Origin of the sequence: Neisseria sp. Dent CA1/247 (assembly GCF_022870825.1) — a bacterium.
Classification (GTDB): Bacteria; Pseudomonadota; Gammaproteobacteria; order Burkholderiales; family Neisseriaceae; genus Neisseria; species Neisseria zoodegmatis.
The window spans coordinates 2,214,356-2,233,517 of record NZ_CP091522.1; the positions used below are offsets into that span (position 1 = coordinate 2,214,356).

The 19,162-nt window shown below is 49.1% G+C and carries 20 protein-coding genes; 2 read left to right on the forward strand and 18 right to left on the reverse strand.

Features of this window, described 5'->3' with window-relative positions:
* Positions 1-21 precede the first annotated feature (21 nt).
* The 14 genes from LVJ85_RS10935 to LVJ85_RS11000 form a co-directional block, all read right to left on the reverse strand.
* Positions 22-318 (reverse strand): hypothetical protein, encoded by a 297-nt coding sequence (locus LVJ85_RS10935; RefSeq protein WP_036494604.1) that lies wholly within the window; start codon positions 316-318, stop codon positions 22-24.
* A gap of 359 nt (positions 319-677) precedes the next feature.
* A complete protein-coding gene (locus tag LVJ85_RS10940; protein WP_244739837.1) occupies positions 678-1,736 on the reverse strand; it encodes a traS protein in 1,059 nt (352 codons plus the stop codon).
* A gap of 21 nt (positions 1,737-1,757) precedes the next feature.
* Positions 1,758-2,303, reverse strand: coding sequence for a plasmid mobilization relaxosome protein MobC (gene mobC / locus LVJ85_RS10945; RefSeq protein WP_244739838.1), 546 nt, complete (start codon positions 2,301-2,303; stop codon positions 1,758-1,760).
* Between the two features lie 68 nt (positions 2,304-2,371).
* Positions 2,372-4,474, reverse strand: a complete 2,103-nt coding sequence (locus LVJ85_RS10950; protein WP_244739839.1) for a hypothetical protein — start codon at positions 4,472-4,474, stop codon at positions 2,372-2,374.
* Positions 4,475-4,542: 68 nt separating this feature from the next.
* Positions 4,543-5,364 carry a hypothetical protein gene (locus LVJ85_RS10955; RefSeq protein ID WP_244739840.1) on the reverse strand — a complete coding sequence of 274 codons (822 nt, stop codon included), beginning with the start codon at positions 5,362-5,364 and terminating at the stop codon, positions 4,543-4,545.
* Positions 5,365-5,488: 124 nt separating this feature from the next.
* Positions 5,489-5,767 carry a type II toxin-antitoxin system RelE/ParE family toxin gene (locus LVJ85_RS10960; protein WP_244739841.1) on the reverse strand — a complete coding sequence of 93 codons (279 nt, stop codon included), beginning with the start codon at positions 5,765-5,767 and terminating at the stop codon, positions 5,489-5,491.
* Positions 5,745-6,032, reverse strand: a complete 288-nt coding sequence (locus LVJ85_RS10965) for a CopG family ribbon-helix-helix protein (RefSeq protein WP_199903497.1) — start codon at positions 6,030-6,032, stop codon at positions 5,745-5,747. Before LVJ85_RS10965 ends, LVJ85_RS10960 begins: the two co-directional genes overlap by 23 nt.
* A 125-nt stretch (positions 6,033-6,157) precedes the next feature.
* Positions 6,158-6,433, reverse strand: coding sequence for a type II toxin-antitoxin system RelE/ParE family toxin (locus LVJ85_RS10970; protein ID WP_244739842.1), 276 nt, complete (start codon positions 6,431-6,433; stop codon positions 6,158-6,160).
* A complete protein-coding gene (locus LVJ85_RS10975) occupies positions 6,420-6,620 on the reverse strand; it encodes a hypothetical protein (protein ID WP_244739843.1) in 201 nt (66 codons plus the stop codon). The genes LVJ85_RS10970 and LVJ85_RS10975 overlap by 14 nt, the downstream gene beginning before the upstream one ends.
* Positions 6,621-6,733: 113 nt before the next feature.
* Positions 6,734-9,772: an LPD7 domain-containing protein gene (locus tag LVJ85_RS10980; RefSeq protein WP_244739844.1), complete on the reverse strand. Its 3,039-nt coding sequence runs from the start codon at positions 9,770-9,772 to the stop codon at positions 6,734-6,736.
* A 101-nt stretch (positions 9,773-9,873) separates the two neighbouring features.
* Positions 9,874-10,365 carry a hypothetical protein gene (locus LVJ85_RS10985; RefSeq protein ID WP_244739845.1) on the reverse strand — a complete coding sequence of 164 codons (492 nt, stop codon included), beginning with the start codon at positions 10,363-10,365 and terminating at the stop codon, positions 9,874-9,876.
* 248 nt (positions 10,366-10,613) lie between these two features.
* A complete protein-coding gene (locus LVJ85_RS10990; protein ID WP_244739846.1) occupies positions 10,614-11,237 on the reverse strand; it encodes a hypothetical protein in 624 nt (207 codons plus the stop codon).
* Positions 11,238-11,295: 58 nt separating this feature from the next.
* A complete protein-coding gene (locus LVJ85_RS10995; protein WP_244739847.1) occupies positions 11,296-11,937 on the reverse strand; it encodes a hypothetical protein in 642 nt (213 codons plus the stop codon).
* Positions 11,938-11,994: 57 nt separating this feature from the next.
* Positions 11,995-13,605, reverse strand: coding sequence for a type IV secretory system conjugative DNA transfer family protein (locus tag LVJ85_RS11000; RefSeq protein WP_244739848.1), 1,611 nt, complete (start codon positions 13,603-13,605; stop codon positions 11,995-11,997).
* A gap of 64 nt (positions 13,606-13,669) precedes the next feature.
* Here LVJ85_RS11000 and istA point away from each other — a divergent pair, with 64 nt between their 5' ends.
* Both istA and istB read left to right on the forward strand, forming a co-directional pair.
* Entirely contained in the window at positions 13,670-15,202 is a 1,533-nt protein-coding gene (gene istA / locus LVJ85_RS11005) for an IS21 family transposase (protein ID WP_182073206.1), read from the forward strand.
* A complete protein-coding gene (gene istB / locus LVJ85_RS11010) occupies positions 15,189-15,917 on the forward strand; it encodes an IS21-like element helper ATPase IstB (RefSeq protein ID WP_370686940.1) in 729 nt (242 codons plus the stop codon). Before istA ends, istB begins: the two co-directional genes overlap by 14 nt.
* Before the next feature lie 30 nt (positions 15,918-15,947).
* Here istB and LVJ85_RS11015 read toward each other — a convergent pair whose 3' ends face one another.
* The 4 genes from LVJ85_RS11015 to LVJ85_RS11030 form a co-directional block, all read right to left on the reverse strand.
* Positions 15,948-17,771, reverse strand: coding sequence for a conjugal transfer protein (locus tag LVJ85_RS11015; RefSeq protein WP_244739849.1), 1,824 nt, complete (start codon positions 17,769-17,771; stop codon positions 15,948-15,950).
* Positions 17,671-18,105: a VirB3 family type IV secretion system protein gene (locus LVJ85_RS11020; RefSeq protein ID WP_244739850.1), complete on the reverse strand. Its 435-nt coding sequence runs from the start codon at positions 18,103-18,105 to the stop codon at positions 17,671-17,673. The genes LVJ85_RS11015 and LVJ85_RS11020 overlap by 101 nt, the downstream gene beginning before the upstream one ends.
* 12 nt (positions 18,106-18,117) lie before the next feature.
* Positions 18,118-18,432: a hypothetical protein gene (locus LVJ85_RS11025; protein ID WP_244739851.1), complete on the reverse strand. Its 315-nt coding sequence runs from the start codon at positions 18,430-18,432 to the stop codon at positions 18,118-18,120.
* A 74-nt stretch (positions 18,433-18,506) separates the two neighbouring features.
* Entirely contained in the window at positions 18,507-19,115 is a 609-nt protein-coding gene (locus LVJ85_RS11030; protein ID WP_244739852.1) for a lytic transglycosylase domain-containing protein, read from the reverse strand.
* Between the last annotated feature and the right edge of the window lie 47 nt (positions 19,116-19,162).

Sequence of the window (19,162 nt, forward strand, 5' to 3'; positions counted from 1 at the left end):
TATACATGATTACCAATTAGTTTAAGCAGATAGGAACCCTAAATCTTTTTCACCAAGCCATGTCAGAGACAGACCCGTACTGACAAGGGAAGCGTCTATCATCACAAAAACATGTTTGAGAGCTTGAACGGCATCTATTCCATGCACTTGAAAATTCATGTCTTCTCCTGCACCAACAATTCGATACCGGCAAATCCACTCTTCTTCATGCACTTTCTCTGGTTGGGCAATAAATACATCTACCAATGTTTCGGGAGAACCGGCAACAGCCAGTGTTCTGTGTGCAATGCAAGTATCTTTGGTTATTTTCTCGCTCATGATTTGACCTATCCATTACTTATTCAATAAAGCCGGAAAACCTATTTTCCCGTTATTTTTGGTACAGTATGCAAGGCGTTCGTTTGCAGATGACCAACAAACTGCTCTTTTCGTACTATTTTTTACCTTGTTACACGCTGCTATATCGGCATTATGCTGGCGGTTGCATGATTCATACTTCGACCATTGAGCAGATACGGATGTTGAATATAATGCCGCTACCAAAACCGTTAGAGTATATAATTTTAGCTTCATCATTTAATCCTTTGCATGAACACTCTCCAATGAATTTAATTCATTGAACAATACAGACAGTATAAATAAAGAAAAGTTTTTACTTAAGAAAATGAAACGATAAGTCAACGAGAAATACTGTCTTCGTGTCCTTTCTCCATCACCGCCGATGGATGCTCTAACTTTTCGAACCTATGATTGCCATGTATTCGGTCAAAGCTGCTTTGCGCTTTGGTATCAAACGATTGCCCGGCCACATCTTTTGCCAGTTGGCTGATGATGCGGGCTTCGGTTTTATTGCCCATCTTATAAAGCTCTTTGGCTATTAGGCCGTATTGCTCCAGGACAATACCGCGCGTCTGCATGGTTTCCCGCAAAAAAGGATGCTTGGGGCGGTCATTGTTTTTCAAGGCTTCTATCAATTCGATGGCCTGTTGTCTTGCCACATTGGATAACACACCACGTTGGCGCATGGCACGCAGCAGGCTGTTTTCCGGCTTTTGGACTTTGCCCCGGTGTACGCGTTTAGTGGCCGCGCACATCACGCCTTCTTCGCGTAACTTTTCAGCAAACCGGACACGCCACTCGAACAAATCGGCTTTGCGCGGGTTGAGCCGCTGCCCGAACTCGTCCCGCATCAACACGCACAAGTGGACGTGAGGGTGCTTCGGCTCGTCGGGATCGTGGCTGTCGTGGTGCAGGCCGAACACATATTGATGCCCGGCAAATTGTTCGGCGGCGAAGTTGCGGGCGGCATTCAACACCGCATCCGGCGGCGTGCCTTCGGGCATGGACAGCACAATATTGAGTGCTTCCTTATGTTTGCTTTCTTCGGGAATGCCGAGTTTCCGCCAGTCGTCTGCAAAATCCATGACCGCGCGTTTGCCGATCAGCTTTTCGCCGGATTGCGTTTCCAACGGCACTTCGCCGTTTCTTGATACATAATCCAAATGGTTGCGTACACCGCGCATCCCTTTAGAGTTTTTACTGAGCCGCTTCGGGATTTTAACCATCACTTCGGGGTGTTTAAGTGCGGCGGCGCGCAAGTTGGCCAAACCGCTGCCGGGCTTCAAAGGCTTGGCATGGTTGCGCCGCCCATTGCCGAAATACAGCCCGCCGTCTTTTTTGGCTTTGACGGCACGGGTTTTATAGCCTAAAAACCAATCGTCTATTTTACGGTGCATCGATCTACGCTCCTTAATGGCTTACTCGCGCTTGCGGCGGCGGTTGGTTTGCAGCACATGGTTTACTTTGCCGACGTGGGCATCAATGAACTTTTTCAGTTCGGTAATCTGTTGGCTGCTCAAAGATACGTTTTCGCCCGCATTCAGGCGGCGGGCGATTTGGTTGAGATTGCGGCCTATCATGACCAATTGGTAGTTTGACTGCGACAGCACATCGGCTTCAAATGCCGACAAAATCGGATGGTGCGAGATATGGGATTGGATAATATCTCTGACGACATCATTGATGGAGCCGCGACGTGTCTCCGCTGCCGCCTCAAGATAAGCACGGTCTTTATCCGGTAGGCGCAGGGTGATGCGCTTTTTACATTTGGGCGGCGGCAGTTGTACCGGATCGGGTTCGGCGGCCGCTTCCAACTCTGCCTGCAACAGTTTTTTGGCCAATAAAGATACACTGGCTTTCCCGAAACGTTTAAAGGCCACTTCGCGAAGAGAATGTAATTCGTGTTCTTTTAGACCAAACACCCTGACAGGTATTGATTTCGCTTGGTTAGCTGTTTCATTCATAAATCATACATCCCGAAAAAGCCTGCATCGCGTATAGATGCAGGCTAATCTACGAACGCTATACAGAATCACCGCTCAATGCCGGTTTCAGCTTGCCGCTCCGGCGTGGTTTCATATTTGTTTGCGACTGCCTGCGTTTGCGAACGGTAAAAATTAATCCGTGCCTGTAACTGCACATCGGCAGGCAAGCCGGATATGGTTTTTTCCAACGCATGTTCCAAAACCGTGCGGTGCTGTTTATCTTCCGGTGACAATGTGGCCGTCTGCATCAGGTATAGGTGCTTGAGTACGTTCAAGCTGCCTTGCGTACTTTGCTTCGTCCCACCATTGGAAAAGGCCGTCTGAAGCGTTTCAGACGGCCTTGAAAGGTGTGTTTCGGCAAGCGGTATCAGATTGCTTTTCAAACTGCCGCAGTTACCGGCAGGTTCAATCCCGCCCGGGTCGAAGGCGACATAAAAGTTTTCGGACGGAGAATAAATGCCGTCAAAACCGCGCCCCCTGATAGCGGCGATGGTGAGCAGCGCGTTCTTTTCTGTGCGGGTTTCACTCAGGTAAACCAAATCTTCGATATCGTTCATCAGCGGGTTTTGGTTGCCGCGCACATACACGGTATTCAAAACCAAACCTTCGATATCGATACCTTGACGCAAAGCAGCTTCCTGTGCGGCATCCGCCGTTGAAAACCGCCCCAAATCCCGCCGGTTGTCTTGTTCGTCGTACCAAACGGCTTCGATGACGGGTGTTCTTTCCGACGGCGGATACAGCGACGGCGATTCCGGGTTCAGCCTGAGAAAAACAGGCATTACGCGGCCGTTTTCTCCGGCTGCCTGTTCGGCATAGCTGCGGCTCTCCGCAAAGTAAAACCCTTTTCCCCAATAGCCGATGGCGGATTTTTCCAAATCAAATACGCCGAATGCCTTATCTCGGGTGCCGTGATATACCACCAGCGGCTCCCCCGTGCGCCGGTTGACGACTTTGGAGGCACCGGAGGGATCGTTTTCCCAATCACCGAACCAGTTTTTAAATTCTTCCGTGCGTACAAGTTTCCATTGATGGAAATCCAGTTCGGTTTTACCCGACGCTTTGGCCGCTTCGTATGCCTGCTCCTGCTCTTTGCACCGACTGTTATGGCTTTGGTAAAAATTTATTCTTGCCTGTAACTGCACTTCAGCAGGCAGCCCGGATATGGTTTTTTCCATCGCCTGCTCCTGAGTTTGAAGACGGTGCTTTTCCAATCCGGGCGGCTCTGCCGCCATCCGTCCCCGGTAAAGGCGGCGGCCGTCTTCCAAGATTTCCTGCGGCAACGGGTCGCCGGTATCAGGATTGTTGCGGTCGAACAAACCGCTGTTGTTGACGGCGGACTTTATTTGCCCTTCTACATTCATAAAATAGCCTCCGAATCCGCCTTGGCGGTTGCGTTTCTGCCAAAGAGCTTTGGCCGCACCCGTCTGTGAACGGGCGGGATAGATTTCTTCGCCGATGCACTGTTCGGCAAAACGGTAAAGCGCGGAGCCTACACCTTTGCTCCAGTAGGCTTCTTCTATTTCGACGCGGTACGGCACGAAGTAACGGCTGCCGTCCTGTTTGGCCAGCGGGCGGCTGCCCGAAAAGCCTTGCCCTCCGTTTTTTTCGTGCGTTAATAAAAGACCGCCGACAAAGCGGTTGCTGCCTTCGACGCGAATATGAAAGGTGTTGGCATCAACCCGGCTGAAGCGCAAGGTTTCATGCACTGTCTCGGTTTTGGCCACGTCTTCGTAAACGGTCCGGGTACGGTTGCGCTGCTCGGGTATGTAGCCGTCTTTGGGTTGTGTCGATATTGCCGATACTTGGCCGTCGGCACCGTATTTAACGTATTCCGTTACCGTTTCCCGGACACGCCGCCTCTGCTTTTCGGTAAAGGAAATGTCGCGGGTCAGGCCGTAAGTGTCGGCAGCCGGTTCGGGATAAAAAATCTTCGGTTCGCCGTTGGCATCAAGTAGCCGACCGGGAACTCGACCGTTTTCCCAATCGCCGAACCAGTTTTTAAATTCATCCGTGCGCACCTGCACCCATTGCCGGTAGTCAAGTCCGGTCTTACCGGCGGCTTTGGCCGCATCGTAGGCCGTGCGGCCACCCAAGCGTTTTTCGGTGATATAAAATCCGGGGCTTTCTCCGTATTTGGCTTCGGGCATGATTTCTCCAATAAGAAAGGCCGTCTGAAAACATGGTTTTTCAGACGGCCTGAAGGGTTACGTTTGAATCAGCGGTCGAACTCTATTTCCCCCTGCCCGAGAGTGGGTTTATCGCTTTTTTGCCGGATTTGCCCGGAAACCTGACTGACGTAAAAGTTGGTGCGGGCCTGCATCTGCGTTTGCTCCGGCAAACCCTTAATCAGATTTTCCATCTGCGATTCGAGCAGGTTGCGGCGTTGCCGTTGCGGGTCGGGAAACAAAACAGTCTGCTTCACATAGGCATCGCGGGCGGCTTGATATTTGTCCGACAAAGCAGATTGCCGTGCTTTATCGACAACGGTATCTTGAACAGGGTTTTCTACGTTGTTTATTTTCAGCGTTTTTTCGCGTTCCTGCTTATGCAGGGCACGGATATGATTATAGGTATCGCGGAATTTGGCGTATTGTCCCCCTTTAACGCCTTGCAAATGACTGTAACCGAACTCCTGTTTGTCTTCGTGCCACACAATACGGGCTTTTTCCACGCCCGGCACAAAAAAGCGGTTGGGATACTTGCGCCACTGCGTAATCTCTCCCGCTTCCAACATAGGCTTTAAAAATTCGGGAATCAGGGTGCGTGCGACATGATCAATTTTCCGCTGCTCCCGCTCGATGGCCGCCTCTGTTTTTTCGATGCTTTTTTGAAGGGTAAGCAAACTCTCGTTCTGTCGTTCCCAACGGTTCATGGTCGCTTGGCCGTTACGCTTGTCGTTAAGCGGTTGGCCGTTTGCAGACTGCACGTCGTCGAAATGCGCCTGTAATTTGTTGTCGAAAGCAGTCTGCTTTTTGGCCAAAGACTGCTGCAAAATATCCATGCGTTTACTGCCGGCGGGTTTGCTTTCATTCTCCATGAGCTTACTCCGAAACAAAATAAGCCCGAACTGCGGTGTCCGGGCTGTACGGTTTAAATGTGAATAAGGCCGTCTGAATTTCAGACGGCCTTTTGACAATTGCAGATTGTGAATACGGGTTGATTTACTCATCAGGCCATTTTTGCCATTGGGGCAGTACGGCAACAACGGTCAGGTGGTTTTCTGATACTGTGTAAACTATGCGGTAACGCATTGGAAATAATTCACGGGTACCGTTAACGATTCCCGGTTTTCCCATTTGAGGTTGAGTTGCTGCCAAATCTAATAACCGCTTCATTTCCGCATAGGCTTTTTGGGCCGAAGCGGAACCGGCATAATCCCGTCGGGCTGCCAAAAGCTGCTTGCGCTGCTGTACGGCCTTATCCGTCCACTCTACCTGCATCTGCATTTCTTTCTTCATCAGCCCATTGCTCCAATAATGCTTCCATTTCCCGATCAACTTCTTCCCCGCTACGCACTCTGCCTGCGGCAACATCGGCCAAGCCTTTTTCCACTTCCGCTCTCACATAGGCCTCATAACGCTGCTTTTCAATGAAATCGCGCATAAATTCCCGTACCAGTTGGGAGGCATTGCGATCAGACAGGCGGGCAGCTTCCATAAATGCCTCTTTTTCGGCATCAGGAACATTCATAATAAATTGTGCCATTTTCAATCTCCTTTCAAGAATATATATATACAATATATATCAGGAAGTTTTTCCCATCAACCGACAATTCAGCAAAAGGCCGTCTGAAATTTCAGACGGCCATAGGCGATAAACAAAATATAAGGTTACGGATATTCTTTCCGTACATGAAGTACCGACAGGATTTTCACACGGTTTGGGGATACTTCGTAAATAATCAAGTAATTGGGGTGTATCACATATTCTCTGGTATCTGCCACGCGACCTTTTCTGCCTATATACGGCAGTGTGGACAAATGCTGAACCGAATCATGTATCAGCAAATCCATTTCAACGGCTGCATGAGGGTTGTCTGCAAAAATAAAGTCGAGAATATCGTCAACATCAGACAATGCGCCTGCCGACCATTCAATGATGTGCATTTTTCAGGCGTTCCAGTCTCTTCATCCGTTGCTGCTCAAAATGCGCCAATGCTTCTTCATGGCTGACTGTGGGAGCGGTACGGGCGGCCTCGACTTTGTTTTCAAGCCATTGCAGGTAAGAATCGGCTTCGTTCGAAGAATCGAATTCCGAAAGTCTCGGATCAAGTTTCAATGCGGTTTCTGCCATCGCGGAACCTCTTTCAAAAGATTGGATAGGGCTATCGTGCCTGATACGGCTTTGTTTTGTCAATGGATAAGGCCGCCTGAAATTTCAGACGGCCTTATCTCGAGGCAGCAGCATTAACGTTCCACTTCCATTTCTTTACTTTGAGAGCGGTCCTGCCGTTGGTTGCGTTCGGTTGTTTGCCGGGGCGGCGTTTGCTGATAGGCGGGCTGCTTAATCGGCTTCGGCAGTTTCAGCTTGGTTCCGCTCATCTGTTTGGCAGTATGCTCGTAATAGTTGGTCAGTGCCAACGTGCGGGCATCACCTTTCAGACCGCGGATGGTGTCAAGAACATTTCGCTCGTGCCATTGCAAATGCTGCTTGTTGGCTTTCGATAGTTTAGCCGCCTTTTCCATATACACGGACCGCGCCGAAATAAAGTTGGTTTCCAGTGCAGCCGTTTTCATACGGTTTGCCTGTACGACCACTTCGGAGCGGATTTCGGATTGTCCGACGGCTTGCAACGGCACACCGAGCTGTGTGTCGGCGGCTTGAGAAGAATTGATCGTAGCGTCAGACGGCAACTCATTCTGCGCCATCATCTTATCTGCCTTCGACAGCATCTCCACATCGGGCTTTGTGGACACCTTTTGCTCGCCTTTAGCCGGCGTTTCTTTCTCCTGCTGCTGCCGGTTGTCTTGCACGATTTCCATTCTGAAGAGATTGCGCTTGACTTCTTTTTTCTCAGTACCGGTGACTTGCCCGTTTTCATCACGGACAGCTACTTCAATCTCAACCGGTTGTTTCCCCAGCTTGTGCAACCGGATGCGGTCGCCGACTTCGGCTCCGCTGCGTGCCATTGCATCCGGTATATCCACGCCCCATACAGTGCGCTCCTTACCCTCGCTCTCCAACACAATATATGGACTGAGTTGCTCGTTAGGGTTGTGGCGGTAATGTGCCGTGCCGACATCCACAATCCGTTCGCCTACTTCTGCGGCCGTTGCGGTTTTGGCCGCTACGCCCGCTTGGGTTTCAGACGGCCTTTGCCGCTTGTCGCCGGGATAGGGGGCGGGCGCGACTTTTTCCTTTACCGGTTCTACCGTCGGTGCGCGTTCGGGCTGCGGTTCTATGGCATTCAACGACCGCTCCTGCCGCATCCGCTCCAACAAGGCCAAGTCTTCGGGTTTGGGGCGGTATCCGGTGGTGCGGATACCCCGGCTCTCGGCCATCACATACATCATGGATTTAAACTCTCGGTTGCCGCTGATTTTGATGCTGTCCCAGCCTTTCTCTTTGGCCACCTCAAGCATATCGTTGATGGTTTGGGTGTCGGTTTTGGCGGTGCTGATTTTTTTGCCCGCGTCGGTAAACATCACGGTGGTATGGTTGGCCGCCGACAAATACTTGCCACCGGCTACAACGTAACGGCTTTCAATGCTCTCCGGCGGGATGCGGTAATTCAGATCGGTTACGGGCTTTTTGACGGTTGCAGCTTCCGGCTCCGGTACAGCGTCGTTTTTTTCCGCTTGGTCGGGTTCGGATGTTTGTTCGGGCGCGCTACCCGGTAACGGGGATTCCCACCCGGTATCTGTTTTACTGAACGGCACCAATTCACCGTCATGGGTTAAACCTTCATATCCGTAAATATCCCCTGCATTATCCAAGTCGGCTTGGATTTCCTGCGGGGTCTTTCGCAAATATTGGATATTGATGCGCGGGTCGTACATTTCATAATGCTTGAAATCGCCTTCATAATACGCACGGCCGGATACCCCGTCGGCGGTACGCCCGCCGCCAAAAACGTGATCGGGATCGACACCCTGATAAGGTTCGGGTTCTTTAGCCTGACGTAACGCAGCGTATTCGATCGTGTTTTCCGGCAGAGGGTTTTCAGACGGCTTCTCCGGTGTAGCTTCCGTCTCAGGTGCATCATGTTGATTACTGTTCATCTCCTGCTCCTGCTTATGTAAAACAGAAGCCGCCTCGGTTGAGGCGGCTTGGTGTGGCGGTTCGGCGGGCGGCGGCGCGGAATAGCCCGACAAGCGGGCTTCTTCGGCAACTACGGCTGCCCATTCTTCATCGCTCATGGCGGGTGTGGCGGCGCGTATCGGCTCGGCTTGCGGCGTGGCAGCCGGTGCAGTTTCAGGCCGTCTGAAAACCGATTCCATTTTTTCACGCACGGCATCGAGACCGGCCAACTGGTGCAAGTCGTTAAAATCGCTCGGCAGCTTGGGACGGCCTTTGTCGTCAGTGCCGTTCTCCAGCTGATACCGGCGGATTTGCGCCATCGTAAATTCAGGCTCGACTACTTGGGCGCGGCCTTCAAAATATGCTGCCGCCTGTAAAGCCTTTTTCATACCTGTCTGACTGGCATCGTTATCTACCGCAAACACAACCGGCACGTCTTTGGGTAGGTTTTGGGCAAGCCGCTCCGATATTTCGGGCATATTGCCCGCATTGAATGCCACGATAACGGTTTTACCCGTGGCTTGGTGGATACTTGCGGCCGTTGCGAAACCTTCGGCGATCACAATGCCGTTTTGGGTGTTGGCGGCGTCGCCCACCACCGCAAAGCCGCCTTGTACTTGGCCGTCGGCCAAAAACCGTTTGCCGCCGTCCTGATTGATGGACTGGACGTTGACAATCTCGCGGTTGTAATACACGGGCACCAACAGATTATTGTCGCCCTGATACATGTTTTGGCGCAGCCCGGCAATTGTGGCCGGATCCGTAATGCCTTTGGCTGCCAAATAGGGATGGCTGATTTGGGCAGGTGTAGCACCCGCCCAAATCCGTTGGGCGAGATGTTTTACTTGTTCCCGGCGTTCGGCACGGGCTTGTTCTTCAGCCAAACGCACCGCTTCCCGCTCTGCCTGAATCCGCGCCTGTTCTTCGGGCGACGGTGACGTATAGGGTTTGTCGGGGCGGTAGCCGTTGGCACGGGCGTGATAAAACAGAGAGCCAATGTGTACCAGCCCGGGTTTGAATGATTTCCAAGCTGCTTTAGCATCACGGGCATTATAGTTATCCGCTCCTTGAGACCAGCTGTCCCACAGGTTAAAGCCTTCATCTCCCAGCTCGTCTTTCAGCGCCGCGCCAACCTGTATCCAAGTTTCACGATCGTGTGAATCGATATATGTGAGTGCATTTCGGATATCGTCGTAGTTGCTCATTGCTTGCATCTCCTTAAATGATTAATATACTTGATATAAATATGTATCTAGCAATTCCATTCCAAAACTGAGCCACAGTTGTGGTCTAAAATTGAGCCACCCTATGAGCGGCTGTAGTGTATTGCCATCAAAATCAGGCACAGTATTAATCCGATAGTGCCTATGTAGAATAAGACTGCTGTAACTGTAGGCAAAATGGCGTAGGAATGAGTTGTATTTTCCGTTAATTCCCTGCATATGGATAAAACGACAAAAAATCCTAAATAGCGGTACAAATATGAAAAAAGACGGAAGTGTATTTCCGTCTTTTTTAATTCTTTCACATACTCTCTTATATTCCTGATTTTGATCGGATTAACATTTTCTGAGTAAAACACGTCCGTCCAACAAAACCATTCTCTGAGTTTACCTTTCATCAACAAAGGAGCAAATCGGATAACAACAGCCAATGCAAAGCCAAAAGCCATTAGCTTTTCTCCAAAATCTGCCGGGACATTCCCTCCTGAAGGAGGATGCAGGGAAAAGAGAAAGGAACCGAACAAAACAGATATAGACAGAAAAGTGTGAAAGTCGAGATATTTTGATTTTTTCATGGATCAAAGTATAAGGCTTTATAAATAAATTGGCCGTCTGAAAACGTATTTCACCGGATCGTGCAAAACTGAGCCGGGGATGCGGGGAGTGGTGCTCCAAAAGTGAGCTCCCCGTTTCTCCTACTCAGCTTGGTATGGGCATATTAAATTCAGACGCGTAAGTGTAGTTTTATTTATCATTAGCAATCATGACCAATTTGCTAATAATTTCGTCATCTTGATTCAAAATTCTCTCTCATATTTTTATATTACTCCGGTAATAACCGTATCATCCCCGCTTCAGGAGGAGTGCCTCGATAGGAAGCGGCACCTGTACGAGTTTTAGGGTCATAAAGGATATTGCCTATATGCCCCGGAAAAAGCTTGTCTATTCTCCAAGCAATTTCAGCAGGGCAGTGCGCAGCAGGATTGTGTAATTCTCTTGTGGATAATAATATCCCAAAAGTAAAAGCAGAATCACAATCATCAAAGTGGATCACTTCAGGCGGAATAATAGATTTGGCCGAATCGGTATTCCCAATGATAATTACACATGTATTTATTATAGGTGTCCAACTTGGAAAACCGTTACCGTTAATCTCATCTCTAGTAATACCGCCCGTTCCGTTTGTCACGGCAAACAAACGTCCATCTTTTTCTTCCAAAAATATCTCTTCGGAAACTTTTTCAAGGATATCTGGAGAGATAGAAGACTTGTCATCAACACTGATATACAAATCAATCGGCCAACTGCTTTCAACATCCTGCAACATCAATTTGTCGGCTTGGGGCAGGACACAGCGTATTTCATGATGGCTCGTATTTTGTTTGTGTGTGATAACACGGTTTCTCTTATATTCATCTGCACCGGTAATTAAAATTAATTTACGCATAACTTTTCTCCAAAAATGAAATGGACGCCTGAAGAGTTTCAGACGAGTAAGAGCGGTTTTATCTATCTTCAGGAAGTCCCCGAATCGTTCCAACGGCTGGAGGCGGGTAGTCGCGTATTGATGCAAATCCGGTGCGTGTCTTCGGATCATAAGAAACGGTATTGAGTTTATAAGAAAACAACTTATCCAGTCGGCAACCAATTTCAGTGTCCAAATGCGCAAAAGGCTCATGTAATTCTCTTGTTGCGAGCAAGACGGCGAAAGCAAAGGCGGCATCGCAACCTTCTTCATTTAAAAGTTCAGCGGGAAAAATTGTCCGACCATCATCACTATTACCTATAATGACTATTTGGGTATGTGTAATCGCCTGCCAACATGAAATACCCGCATCGTTATCAAACTTATATTTAATTTCTTTGCCTGAATTATCTGTTTCAATGACTGTAAGCTGTCCGTTTTCATGTGAAAGGTGGACACGTTCCGTTACCTTATCCAAAACCTCTTGTGCAATGTGTTCGGTATTATTCATGCCGATGTATAAATCAACACCCCATGCGTGTTCCAAATCATGCAGTATTTCTTCATTGCCGAGTGCTAAAACGGCTCTGATATCCCTGTTCTTTGTTTTATTCTGCTGACTTACGATATAGCGGTTACGTTGCCGTTCAGTTCCCCCTGTCACCAACACAATTCTCTTCATCTTCAATCTCCAAAAAAATAGACGGCCACAAAGGACCGTCTTTAATTCAAGCCTAAATTAAGCCGCTTTCGGCTTGTCGTCTGTCGAAGTGTTTTTCAGGATTTCCGACACGATGGACATTCTGCCTGCGCCCCAATTTTGGATGATCACCGGCACCACTTCGGCCACAAACTCCGGCTTGCTGTCCGGCGGAATCAGTGCCGTAATCAGCGCACGGGCAATCTCTTCGTTGTTGGCTGCTTCCTCCCATTTGAAGCTCGCCATATCTTCGGGGGACACATAATCAGGTGTAACCACTTGTGGCGGTTGCTTCCGGGTAAGGGTGACTAGCAATTCAGGCACATGGGGAACCGGTAAATTGGCACGTTCACGCAAAATCGGGTCTTCGTGGTAGATGATTTTGTCGGCATAGATAGGCCGGATACCGGTCATGTTGATAATCACATCACTATCGGGCATGATTTTGAGCTCGTCGGGATTCATGACCGCGCGTTTTTGATCGCTCACACTGTTACTGCTGCTACTGCTGTTTTTGCCTCGTGAGCGCGAGGACGACTTGGCTTTGTAGGTATAGTAACCGATCAGCTTGCTGAGTTCTTCAGCCTCATCCTGTTCACGCGGGGCAAACACCAAGCGGCAAGTGAAGTTACTGAAAAACGTTTGACGGCCGGTTCTGCCGTAAACCTTCTCAACTTGTCCGGGTGTCTGAAATACGATGGTTGGGCGGATACCGTAACCGGCCAAGTAACCGACACCTTCTTCGATAGCCGGAATGCGGCCGAGTGCCGTAAATTCATCCAACATCAGTAGGCATTGGTATTTAAGCTCCTTATTGTCTTTCGGCAGCCCTTGCCGCACGTTGACATCACACAACTGGGAAAAAAAGAGATTCAGCAGTGTGCCGTACACTTTGATTTCTTCCGGCGAAATGCCTAAATAAATCGTGGTAAGTTCACGGCGTACATTATCCAGGTAAAAATCATCGCCGCCGGTGGCCGCTTCAACCGCAGGGTCAAGAAAAATCGCCAGCGGCGCGGTCATAGTGGACAAAACATCACCGCCGGTCTTTGCGTTACCATTAGCGAAGCCCATCAACAGTGTTCGGCAGTTACTGCTGAGTTGTGTTGTCTCCGGCTGCGCTGCCCGCAATTCAAACTCTGCCCGTATCCACTCTTGCAGGGTCTTGCCGTCAGTAGGGGCAGTAAGCCGAAACAGGTTGGCCATCGTGGTTTTGTTTTCGATCTTGCTTAAATCGCGCTCCTGTTCGGTCTCGATCATATACAGTAACAGGCCGACGAATAGTTTTTGCGCTTCTTGTTGGAAAAACTTTGCGCTACCGCGGTCTTCCGTCGGTAACGGGTAAAATACCGCTGCTACCGCCAGCGCATCCTTGTAGGTATTAATCGGGTTTCGGCGCACATAAGTCAGCGGGTTCCAACGGTGACTGATCAACGGTGCAGATGGATCGCGATCATGATAGGGCATGGTGCCCGAAGGATTGAAGAAAAACACTTTGTGGCCGCAGCGGGCACGGAATCCTGCCGTGATCAGGAAGTTTTCTTTTTTTGGGTCATTGACGGCCATGCTGTGTCTATAATGTAAACAGTTAGGGACAACTGTTAAATATCGTGCAAAACTGAGCCAGGGAAACGGGGAGTTGTGCTCCAAAAGTGAGCCACTCTCCGTTTGTTATAAACTGCTCCGCTCTATCACACAGCGGAGCCCAACCTGGATGTTATGCATGGAAACCATCGCAAAAGTGCACCGGCTTTTTCACCGACAGAAACTCTCACAACGTGAAATCGCCAAACAACTCAAACTCTCCCGCAATACAGTCGCCAAATATCTGCAGCACGCCACAGTCGAACCCCCCGTCTACCGCAGAGAACAAACCCATTACCCCAAGCTCGGTCCTTTTCTTGACGTGTTGACCCAACAGTTGCTCCAAGAAGCCCGGCTGCCCAAACAGCAACACCTTTCTGCCCGTCGACATTTCGAACGCCTCAAAGATGCCGGTTATGCCGGACAGTACAGTGCCGTTGCCGTATTTATCCGCAAATTCCGCCAACAGCACCAACCCAAGCCGGTTCCGGTCTTTATGGCTCAGGCTTTTGCTCCGGGTGATGCTTATCAGTTTGACTGGAGTATCGAAACCGTTTGTTTGGCCGGACAGACCGTTAAGGTAAATATCGCTCATTTCCGCTTATGCCACAGCAGGGCTTTTTTCGTTTGTGCTTATCCCAATCAGAAAGCTGATATGTTGATGGATGCGCACAACCGCGCATTCGCTTTCTTCGGCGGCGTACCTGCCCGCGGTATCTACGACAATATGAAGACCGCCGTTACCCGAATCGGCAAAGGTAAGGAGAGAGAGTTTAACGCACAGTTTTTACAGATGATGACCCACTTTCTCATTGAACCGGTTGCCTGTACCCCGGCCTCCGGCTGGGAGAAAGGCCAGGTCGAGCGGCAGATACGCCACCTGCGCGAAAGATTGTTCAAGCCGACTTTGGCTTTTGATTCCTTTACCTCTCTCAACGACTACCTGCAACAGCAATGCCTGCGGCTGATGCGGCAGCACAAACATCCCGAATACAGGCAGCCGGTTAACGACATATGGGAAAGGGAGAAGCATTCGTTGGCTGCTTTCCGTCCCTATCCGGCAGAACGTTTGGAGATACTCAAAGTCAGCAACCAATCTTTGGTTACCGTCGAACGCCACCGTTACAGCGTACCGGTCGAATGGGCGGGCAATACGGTTAGGGTTTATATCGGCGCACAGACCGTCCGCTTTTGTAGCGATACCGACTGCATTGCCGAACATCCGCGCAGCTTTGTGAAAGACGGCATCAGCTATAACCCTTGGCATTTTTTGCCCTATCTGCAAAAGAAACCCGGAGCGTTAAGAGACGGCAGGGCTTTTATCGGCTGGGTACTGCCGCCCGTCATAGAGCGTCTGAAAGCCTGTTTGCTTAAGCAGCCCAAAGGAGACCGGGTGATGGTCAAACTGCTGAACCTGATGGCCGAATACGATGCCGACTTGGCATTGACGGCAGCGGAATTGGCATTGGACGAAGGTATGCCGACTCCGGAGGCAGTCTTGAACATCATCAACCGTCTGAAAGAACCGCCTCCACCCCGTTTCCATATTAGGGACATCCCGCTTACCGTCCCGCCGTCAGTTGATTGCAGCCGTTATGACCGCTTACTGAGTCTGTCGGGCAAACAAACGGATACGATGAAGGAGAAGCATCATGCAGCATGAACGTCTGGCGGGACTGTTGAAAGAATTGAAACTCGGTGCGATGGCGGAGCAGTGGGATGAAATCGTAGTGGACGGCATCCGTCGCAAACGGGGTACGCTGGATATTCTGGAGCGGTTGTTGACTGCCGAACATATAGCCAAAACCGCAAGGAGTATCCAAAACCGGATTAGCCAGGCAAGGTTTCCGCAACACCGCAGTTTGGCCGACTTCGATTTTGAGCAGAGTTTGATACACCGTCCGGCATTGGAACTGCTTTTGGGCGGGGACTATATCAGACAGAAGCGTAATGTGGTGTTGGTAGGCGGACCGGGTACGGGCAAAACGCATATTGCCACAGCATTGGGTATCGAAGCGGCGACACAAGGATTTAGGGTACGTTTTTGGAATGTACTGGACTTGGTCAACAAATTGGAAGCAGACAAAGACGAAGGCCGTCTGAAACTGACCGAGCAGCAATGTCGGTACGATTTGTTGATTCTTGATGAGTTGGGGTATCTGCCGTTTAGTCAGAAAGGCGGTGCGCTGCTGTTTCATCTGATGAGCCAACTGCATGAAAGGACGAGTGTTGTCATGACAACCAATTTGGCCTTTAGCGAATGGGTGAAACTGTTTATGGATGAAAAGATGACGGGTGCTTTACTGGACCGCCTGACTTATTGCTGTGATATTTTTGAGACGGGCAATGATTCTTACCGGATGAAACACCGCTCATAGGGTGGCTCAATTTTAGACCACAACTGTGGCTCAGTTTTGGAATGGAATTGACATCAAGTCAAAACCGACGCGGTAAAACTGCTCTGGATTAAACAAATTGGTCGGATTGTCCAAGCACCAGGCAAAACGGCCACCTTCGCTACGGCACCATTTCGATAAGCGCACACGTAGAGAGTTGGGATCCGGCGAGATGGGGATGCTTTGTAGCAAGTGGCTGAAATGCCGGTTTTCAAAATCCAAACTAAACACTGTATCCACGGCAAACTGAATCTCCTGTTCTTCCGTAGCCGTAAGCTTCCCGTTTTCGTCTGCACCGCACATACCTACCAAGCCGTAGAGAAATTCCCTGTTGGCGGGTGTATCAACCAGTTGGAATGGGTTTAGTCCGGTCGGCTCGCCTGCCTCAAGTGCAAAGTATGAACCGCCGATGGCGCGGATAAATATTTCCATTCCCTTGTCCAAATCCATCACAAACATATACGGCTTAAAGCGTTCAGCAAAGGCCATCATAGCCGTTTGCAGCGTAGTTTTACCTGTACCGGTTGCGCCCAACATTAACGTGTGACCGGCAATTTTGTCGCCGACATTATCCTCTTTCGGATTGGAAAAATGGAAGTTGAAGTCGTAGATCGTTTTGGACGTAGTTTGCAGCGGTATAATCGCTGTACCATCGCCAATTGGATTGCCAAGTTTCTTACCGTGCGAGTAGTTATGAATGCCAAAGGTACAGGCAAAATTGGTGGTAGTTTTGGGGAAAGAACGTGGCTTTTCGCGGCTGCCGGGCACTTGACTAAAAAATGTTGCAGGGGCAGACAAGCCTGCTTTGGTAAATCGGTAGCTACCTGAATTCAGGAATGTGGAATAAGCACGTGCACCGTTGGCCGCAGCCTCTTCCGCAGTCTTGCCGTAAACTACTAAGGCAGCATGATAATCACCAAACATTAATTCGCCTGAGGTCAGTAATCCCTGGCCTTCCTCCAACTCTTCAATCTGTCCAACAGCCTTGTCATTTACCGAATCCAAGTCATTTAACTTTTTGCGGATTTCACCTTGCATTTCATAGGGATTGATGAATACGAGGCTTTGCGTAAATGTGAATTCACAAGGTAGTCGCAAAATCGAAGTAAGTATTTTCGGCTTGCTCAGTCCAAAATCTTTTAGGTCAAACATCTGCGCGAACTTGCGAGTACCATTTTGGGCTCGGATTTCACACAAATCTGAGCCGAAGTGTAGATTACTGCCTGCAATAGTCTGATACGCATCTACGGTTGACAGAGGAATCTCTTCATAAGACCCATTAATCAAACTACCGAAAAAACTGTACACTTCAGAAAAAGGTACGCCGTTTTCATTCTGATATGCAGTCATCAAATACGGATCGTAAGGCTCAAGTGAACGCATTAGAATCTGAATCTGCTCTTCTGCTTCTTTTATACCTGCATCCAAGTAGTCAGTTTTAATTACAACCGTTAAGTGATAAACATTTTCGTAATAATCTGCTTCTTGAAAACGCTTAAGGTACTTGTCAGCAAAGTTGTGGCAAAAAGTTGTCTGAAAGCCGTATTCACGCTCGAACACTATTTTTTGGCGTTGCAACGTTCCCCACACACCTAGACGATTGCCCAAAGTTTTGCCCATACCGGCCAAAAGCGTACGTAACCCTACAAATTGTGTAAACAAATGTTTGTCGTCCACACCATCGAAGGGCAACCCTTCCATACGTATTACAAAGGCCAAATGGCCTGTTTTGTAATTAACGATGTTGTTTGTAACGTGTTGGCAGATCTGAGGCAGAAAATCTGACTGCGCCGGTTGGGCTTTTAACGCATTCCTCAAAAAATCGCTGATAATCACTTTGTTGTCTCCCAAATTTCGTGGCGAGAATGGTATTAGTACCGTTAAACATTTTGGCATTGCGGCGGCGCAAGAAATACATCACTTCATAATAGTAAATTCGAAGAGCTTGGTCGTCGTTGGCGCAGATAGTGCGTAGAAATGCCAAAAACGGCAGCGGCAGCAGCAAGAAAAGCAACGCTCGCCACCCAAGGAAATATGTCAGGGGTAAAGAAAACATCATTCCTGAGAATAGGCAGGTTGCAACGGCTTGAAGTGGAATCCCGAACATCATCGCCTGACGGTTCAACCCGTTAAATGTCGGATGTTCAGTATTAATGTCTTCTCTTTTCATCGAAACCTCTACTTAAAACGTCATTGATCCGCCTTTGGTGAAAAGGTAAGTAGCGAAGGCAATAGACGCACCCGCACCAACTACATATAAGCAAATTTCAAAAAAATCACCCCATGTTTTACGTCCGCTTTTTGCTTGAAGGAAGAACCAAAGCATAGTAATGCCACAGATAATGCCGACAATGGTGTAAATACCCGTCCGAATTTTTGTTGCAAGTTGAGCACCTTCGTTAAATCCATCTGCCAAAACCAAGGGAGCCGCCATCATCAACATAACAGTTGCAATGGTTTTGGGGTTGTTTACTGCTTTTTTGATGTTGTTCATCATGATTTTTTCCTTTTTAAAATACAAACAAAAAAAGCCGCATAAGGCGGCAAATGAAAAAAGCCCGAAGGCCACACTTAAAATTCTCGAAATACATCCCAAGAAGCATACTGTTTCATTGCTTGGGCATGAACCATTTCAGCTGGCTCGGTCCGTCCCGCTTTGGCAACAGGTTGTGCGCTGTGAGCGGCTTTAACAAATACAGTGCGTGTCCTAGCAGCATGAGCGGGATTGCCACTCAATTGTGCGTAGCGGTTACGTACCAGGCGGACGTAATTTTGTGTCTCCCTGTATGGAGGGATACCTTTATACTTGTCCACTGTTCCCTCACCGGCGTTGTACCCTGCAAGCATCAAGTCAATGTTGCCTTTGTAACGGTCTTGCAAAAAACGCAGATAGCGCGTACCAGCAATAATATTATGCTCAGGGTTATAAAGATGCTTTGGATTAACGCCCATCCGTGCCGCAGTCGGCGGAATAACTTGCATCAATCCGCGGGCGTTCTTATTTGACAATGCATAACGGTTGCCACCGCTTTCACGAGCCATAACCGCCCACACAAGATTTTTATCCAAACCTTGTGCCGCAGCATGTTTTTCCACCAGGGCTTGGTATTGTGGATAAGGTGAAGCAGTCGCGATGCCTGTCAAAGCACATAATGCCACTACAAATATCTGCCTCAGCATGAAATTTCCTTTCTCTTACTTTCAAAAGCGAATAAAGTAAAAGCCGT

Coding starts and splice junctions, on each gene's coding strand:
- LVJ85_RS10935 (WP_036494604.1), bottom strand. CDS start 318: ATGAGCGAGAAAATAACCAAAGATACTTGCATTGCACACAGAACACTG.
- LVJ85_RS10940 (WP_244739837.1), bottom strand. CDS start 1,736: ATGCACCGTAAAATAGACGATTGGTTTTTAGGCTATAAAACCCGTGCC.
- mobC (WP_244739838.1), bottom strand. CDS start 2,303: ATGAATGAAACAGCTAACCAAGCGAAATCAATACCTGTCAGGGTGTTT.
- LVJ85_RS10950 (WP_244739839.1), bottom strand. CDS start 4,474: ATGCCCGAAGCCAAATACGGAGAAAGCCCCGGATTTTATATCACCGAA.
- LVJ85_RS10955 (WP_244739840.1), bottom strand. CDS start 5,364: ATGGAGAATGAAAGCAAACCCGCCGGCAGTAAACGCATGGATATTTTG.
- LVJ85_RS10960 (WP_244739841.1), bottom strand. CDS start 5,767: ATGCAGGTAGAGTGGACGGATAAGGCCGTACAGCAGCGCAAGCAGCTT.
- LVJ85_RS10965 (WP_199903497.1), bottom strand. CDS start 6,032: ATGGCACAATTTATTATGAATGTTCCTGATGCCGAAAAAGAGGCATTT.
- LVJ85_RS10970 (WP_244739842.1), bottom strand. CDS start 6,433: ATGCACATCATTGAATGGTCGGCAGGCGCATTGTCTGATGTTGACGAT.
- LVJ85_RS10975 (WP_244739843.1), bottom strand. CDS start 6,620: ATGGCAGAAACCGCATTGAAACTTGATCCGAGACTTTCGGAATTCGAT.
- LVJ85_RS10980 (WP_244739844.1), bottom strand. CDS start 9,772: ATGAGCAACTACGACGATATCCGAAATGCACTCACATATATCGATTCA.
- LVJ85_RS10985 (WP_244739845.1), bottom strand. CDS start 10,365: ATGAAAAAATCAAAATATCTCGACTTTCACACTTTTCTGTCTATATCT.
- LVJ85_RS10990 (WP_244739846.1), bottom strand. CDS start 11,237: ATGCGTAAATTAATTTTAATTACCGGTGCAGATGAATATAAGAGAAAC.
- LVJ85_RS10995 (WP_244739847.1), bottom strand. CDS start 11,937: ATGAAGAGAATTGTGTTGGTGACAGGGGGAACTGAACGGCAACGTAAC.
- istA (WP_182073206.1), top strand. CDS start 13,670: ATGTTATGCATGGAAACCATCGCAAAAGTGCACCGGCTTTTTCACCGA.
- LVJ85_RS11020 (WP_244739850.1), bottom strand. CDS start 18,105: ATGAAAAGAGAAGACATTAATACTGAACATCCGACATTTAACGGGTTG.
- LVJ85_RS11025 (WP_244739851.1), bottom strand. CDS start 18,432: ATGATGAACAACATCAAAAAAGCAGTAAACAACCCCAAAACCATTGCA.
- LVJ85_RS11030 (WP_244739852.1), bottom strand. CDS start 19,115: ATGCTGAGGCAGATATTTGTAGTGGCATTATGTGCTTTGACAGGCATC.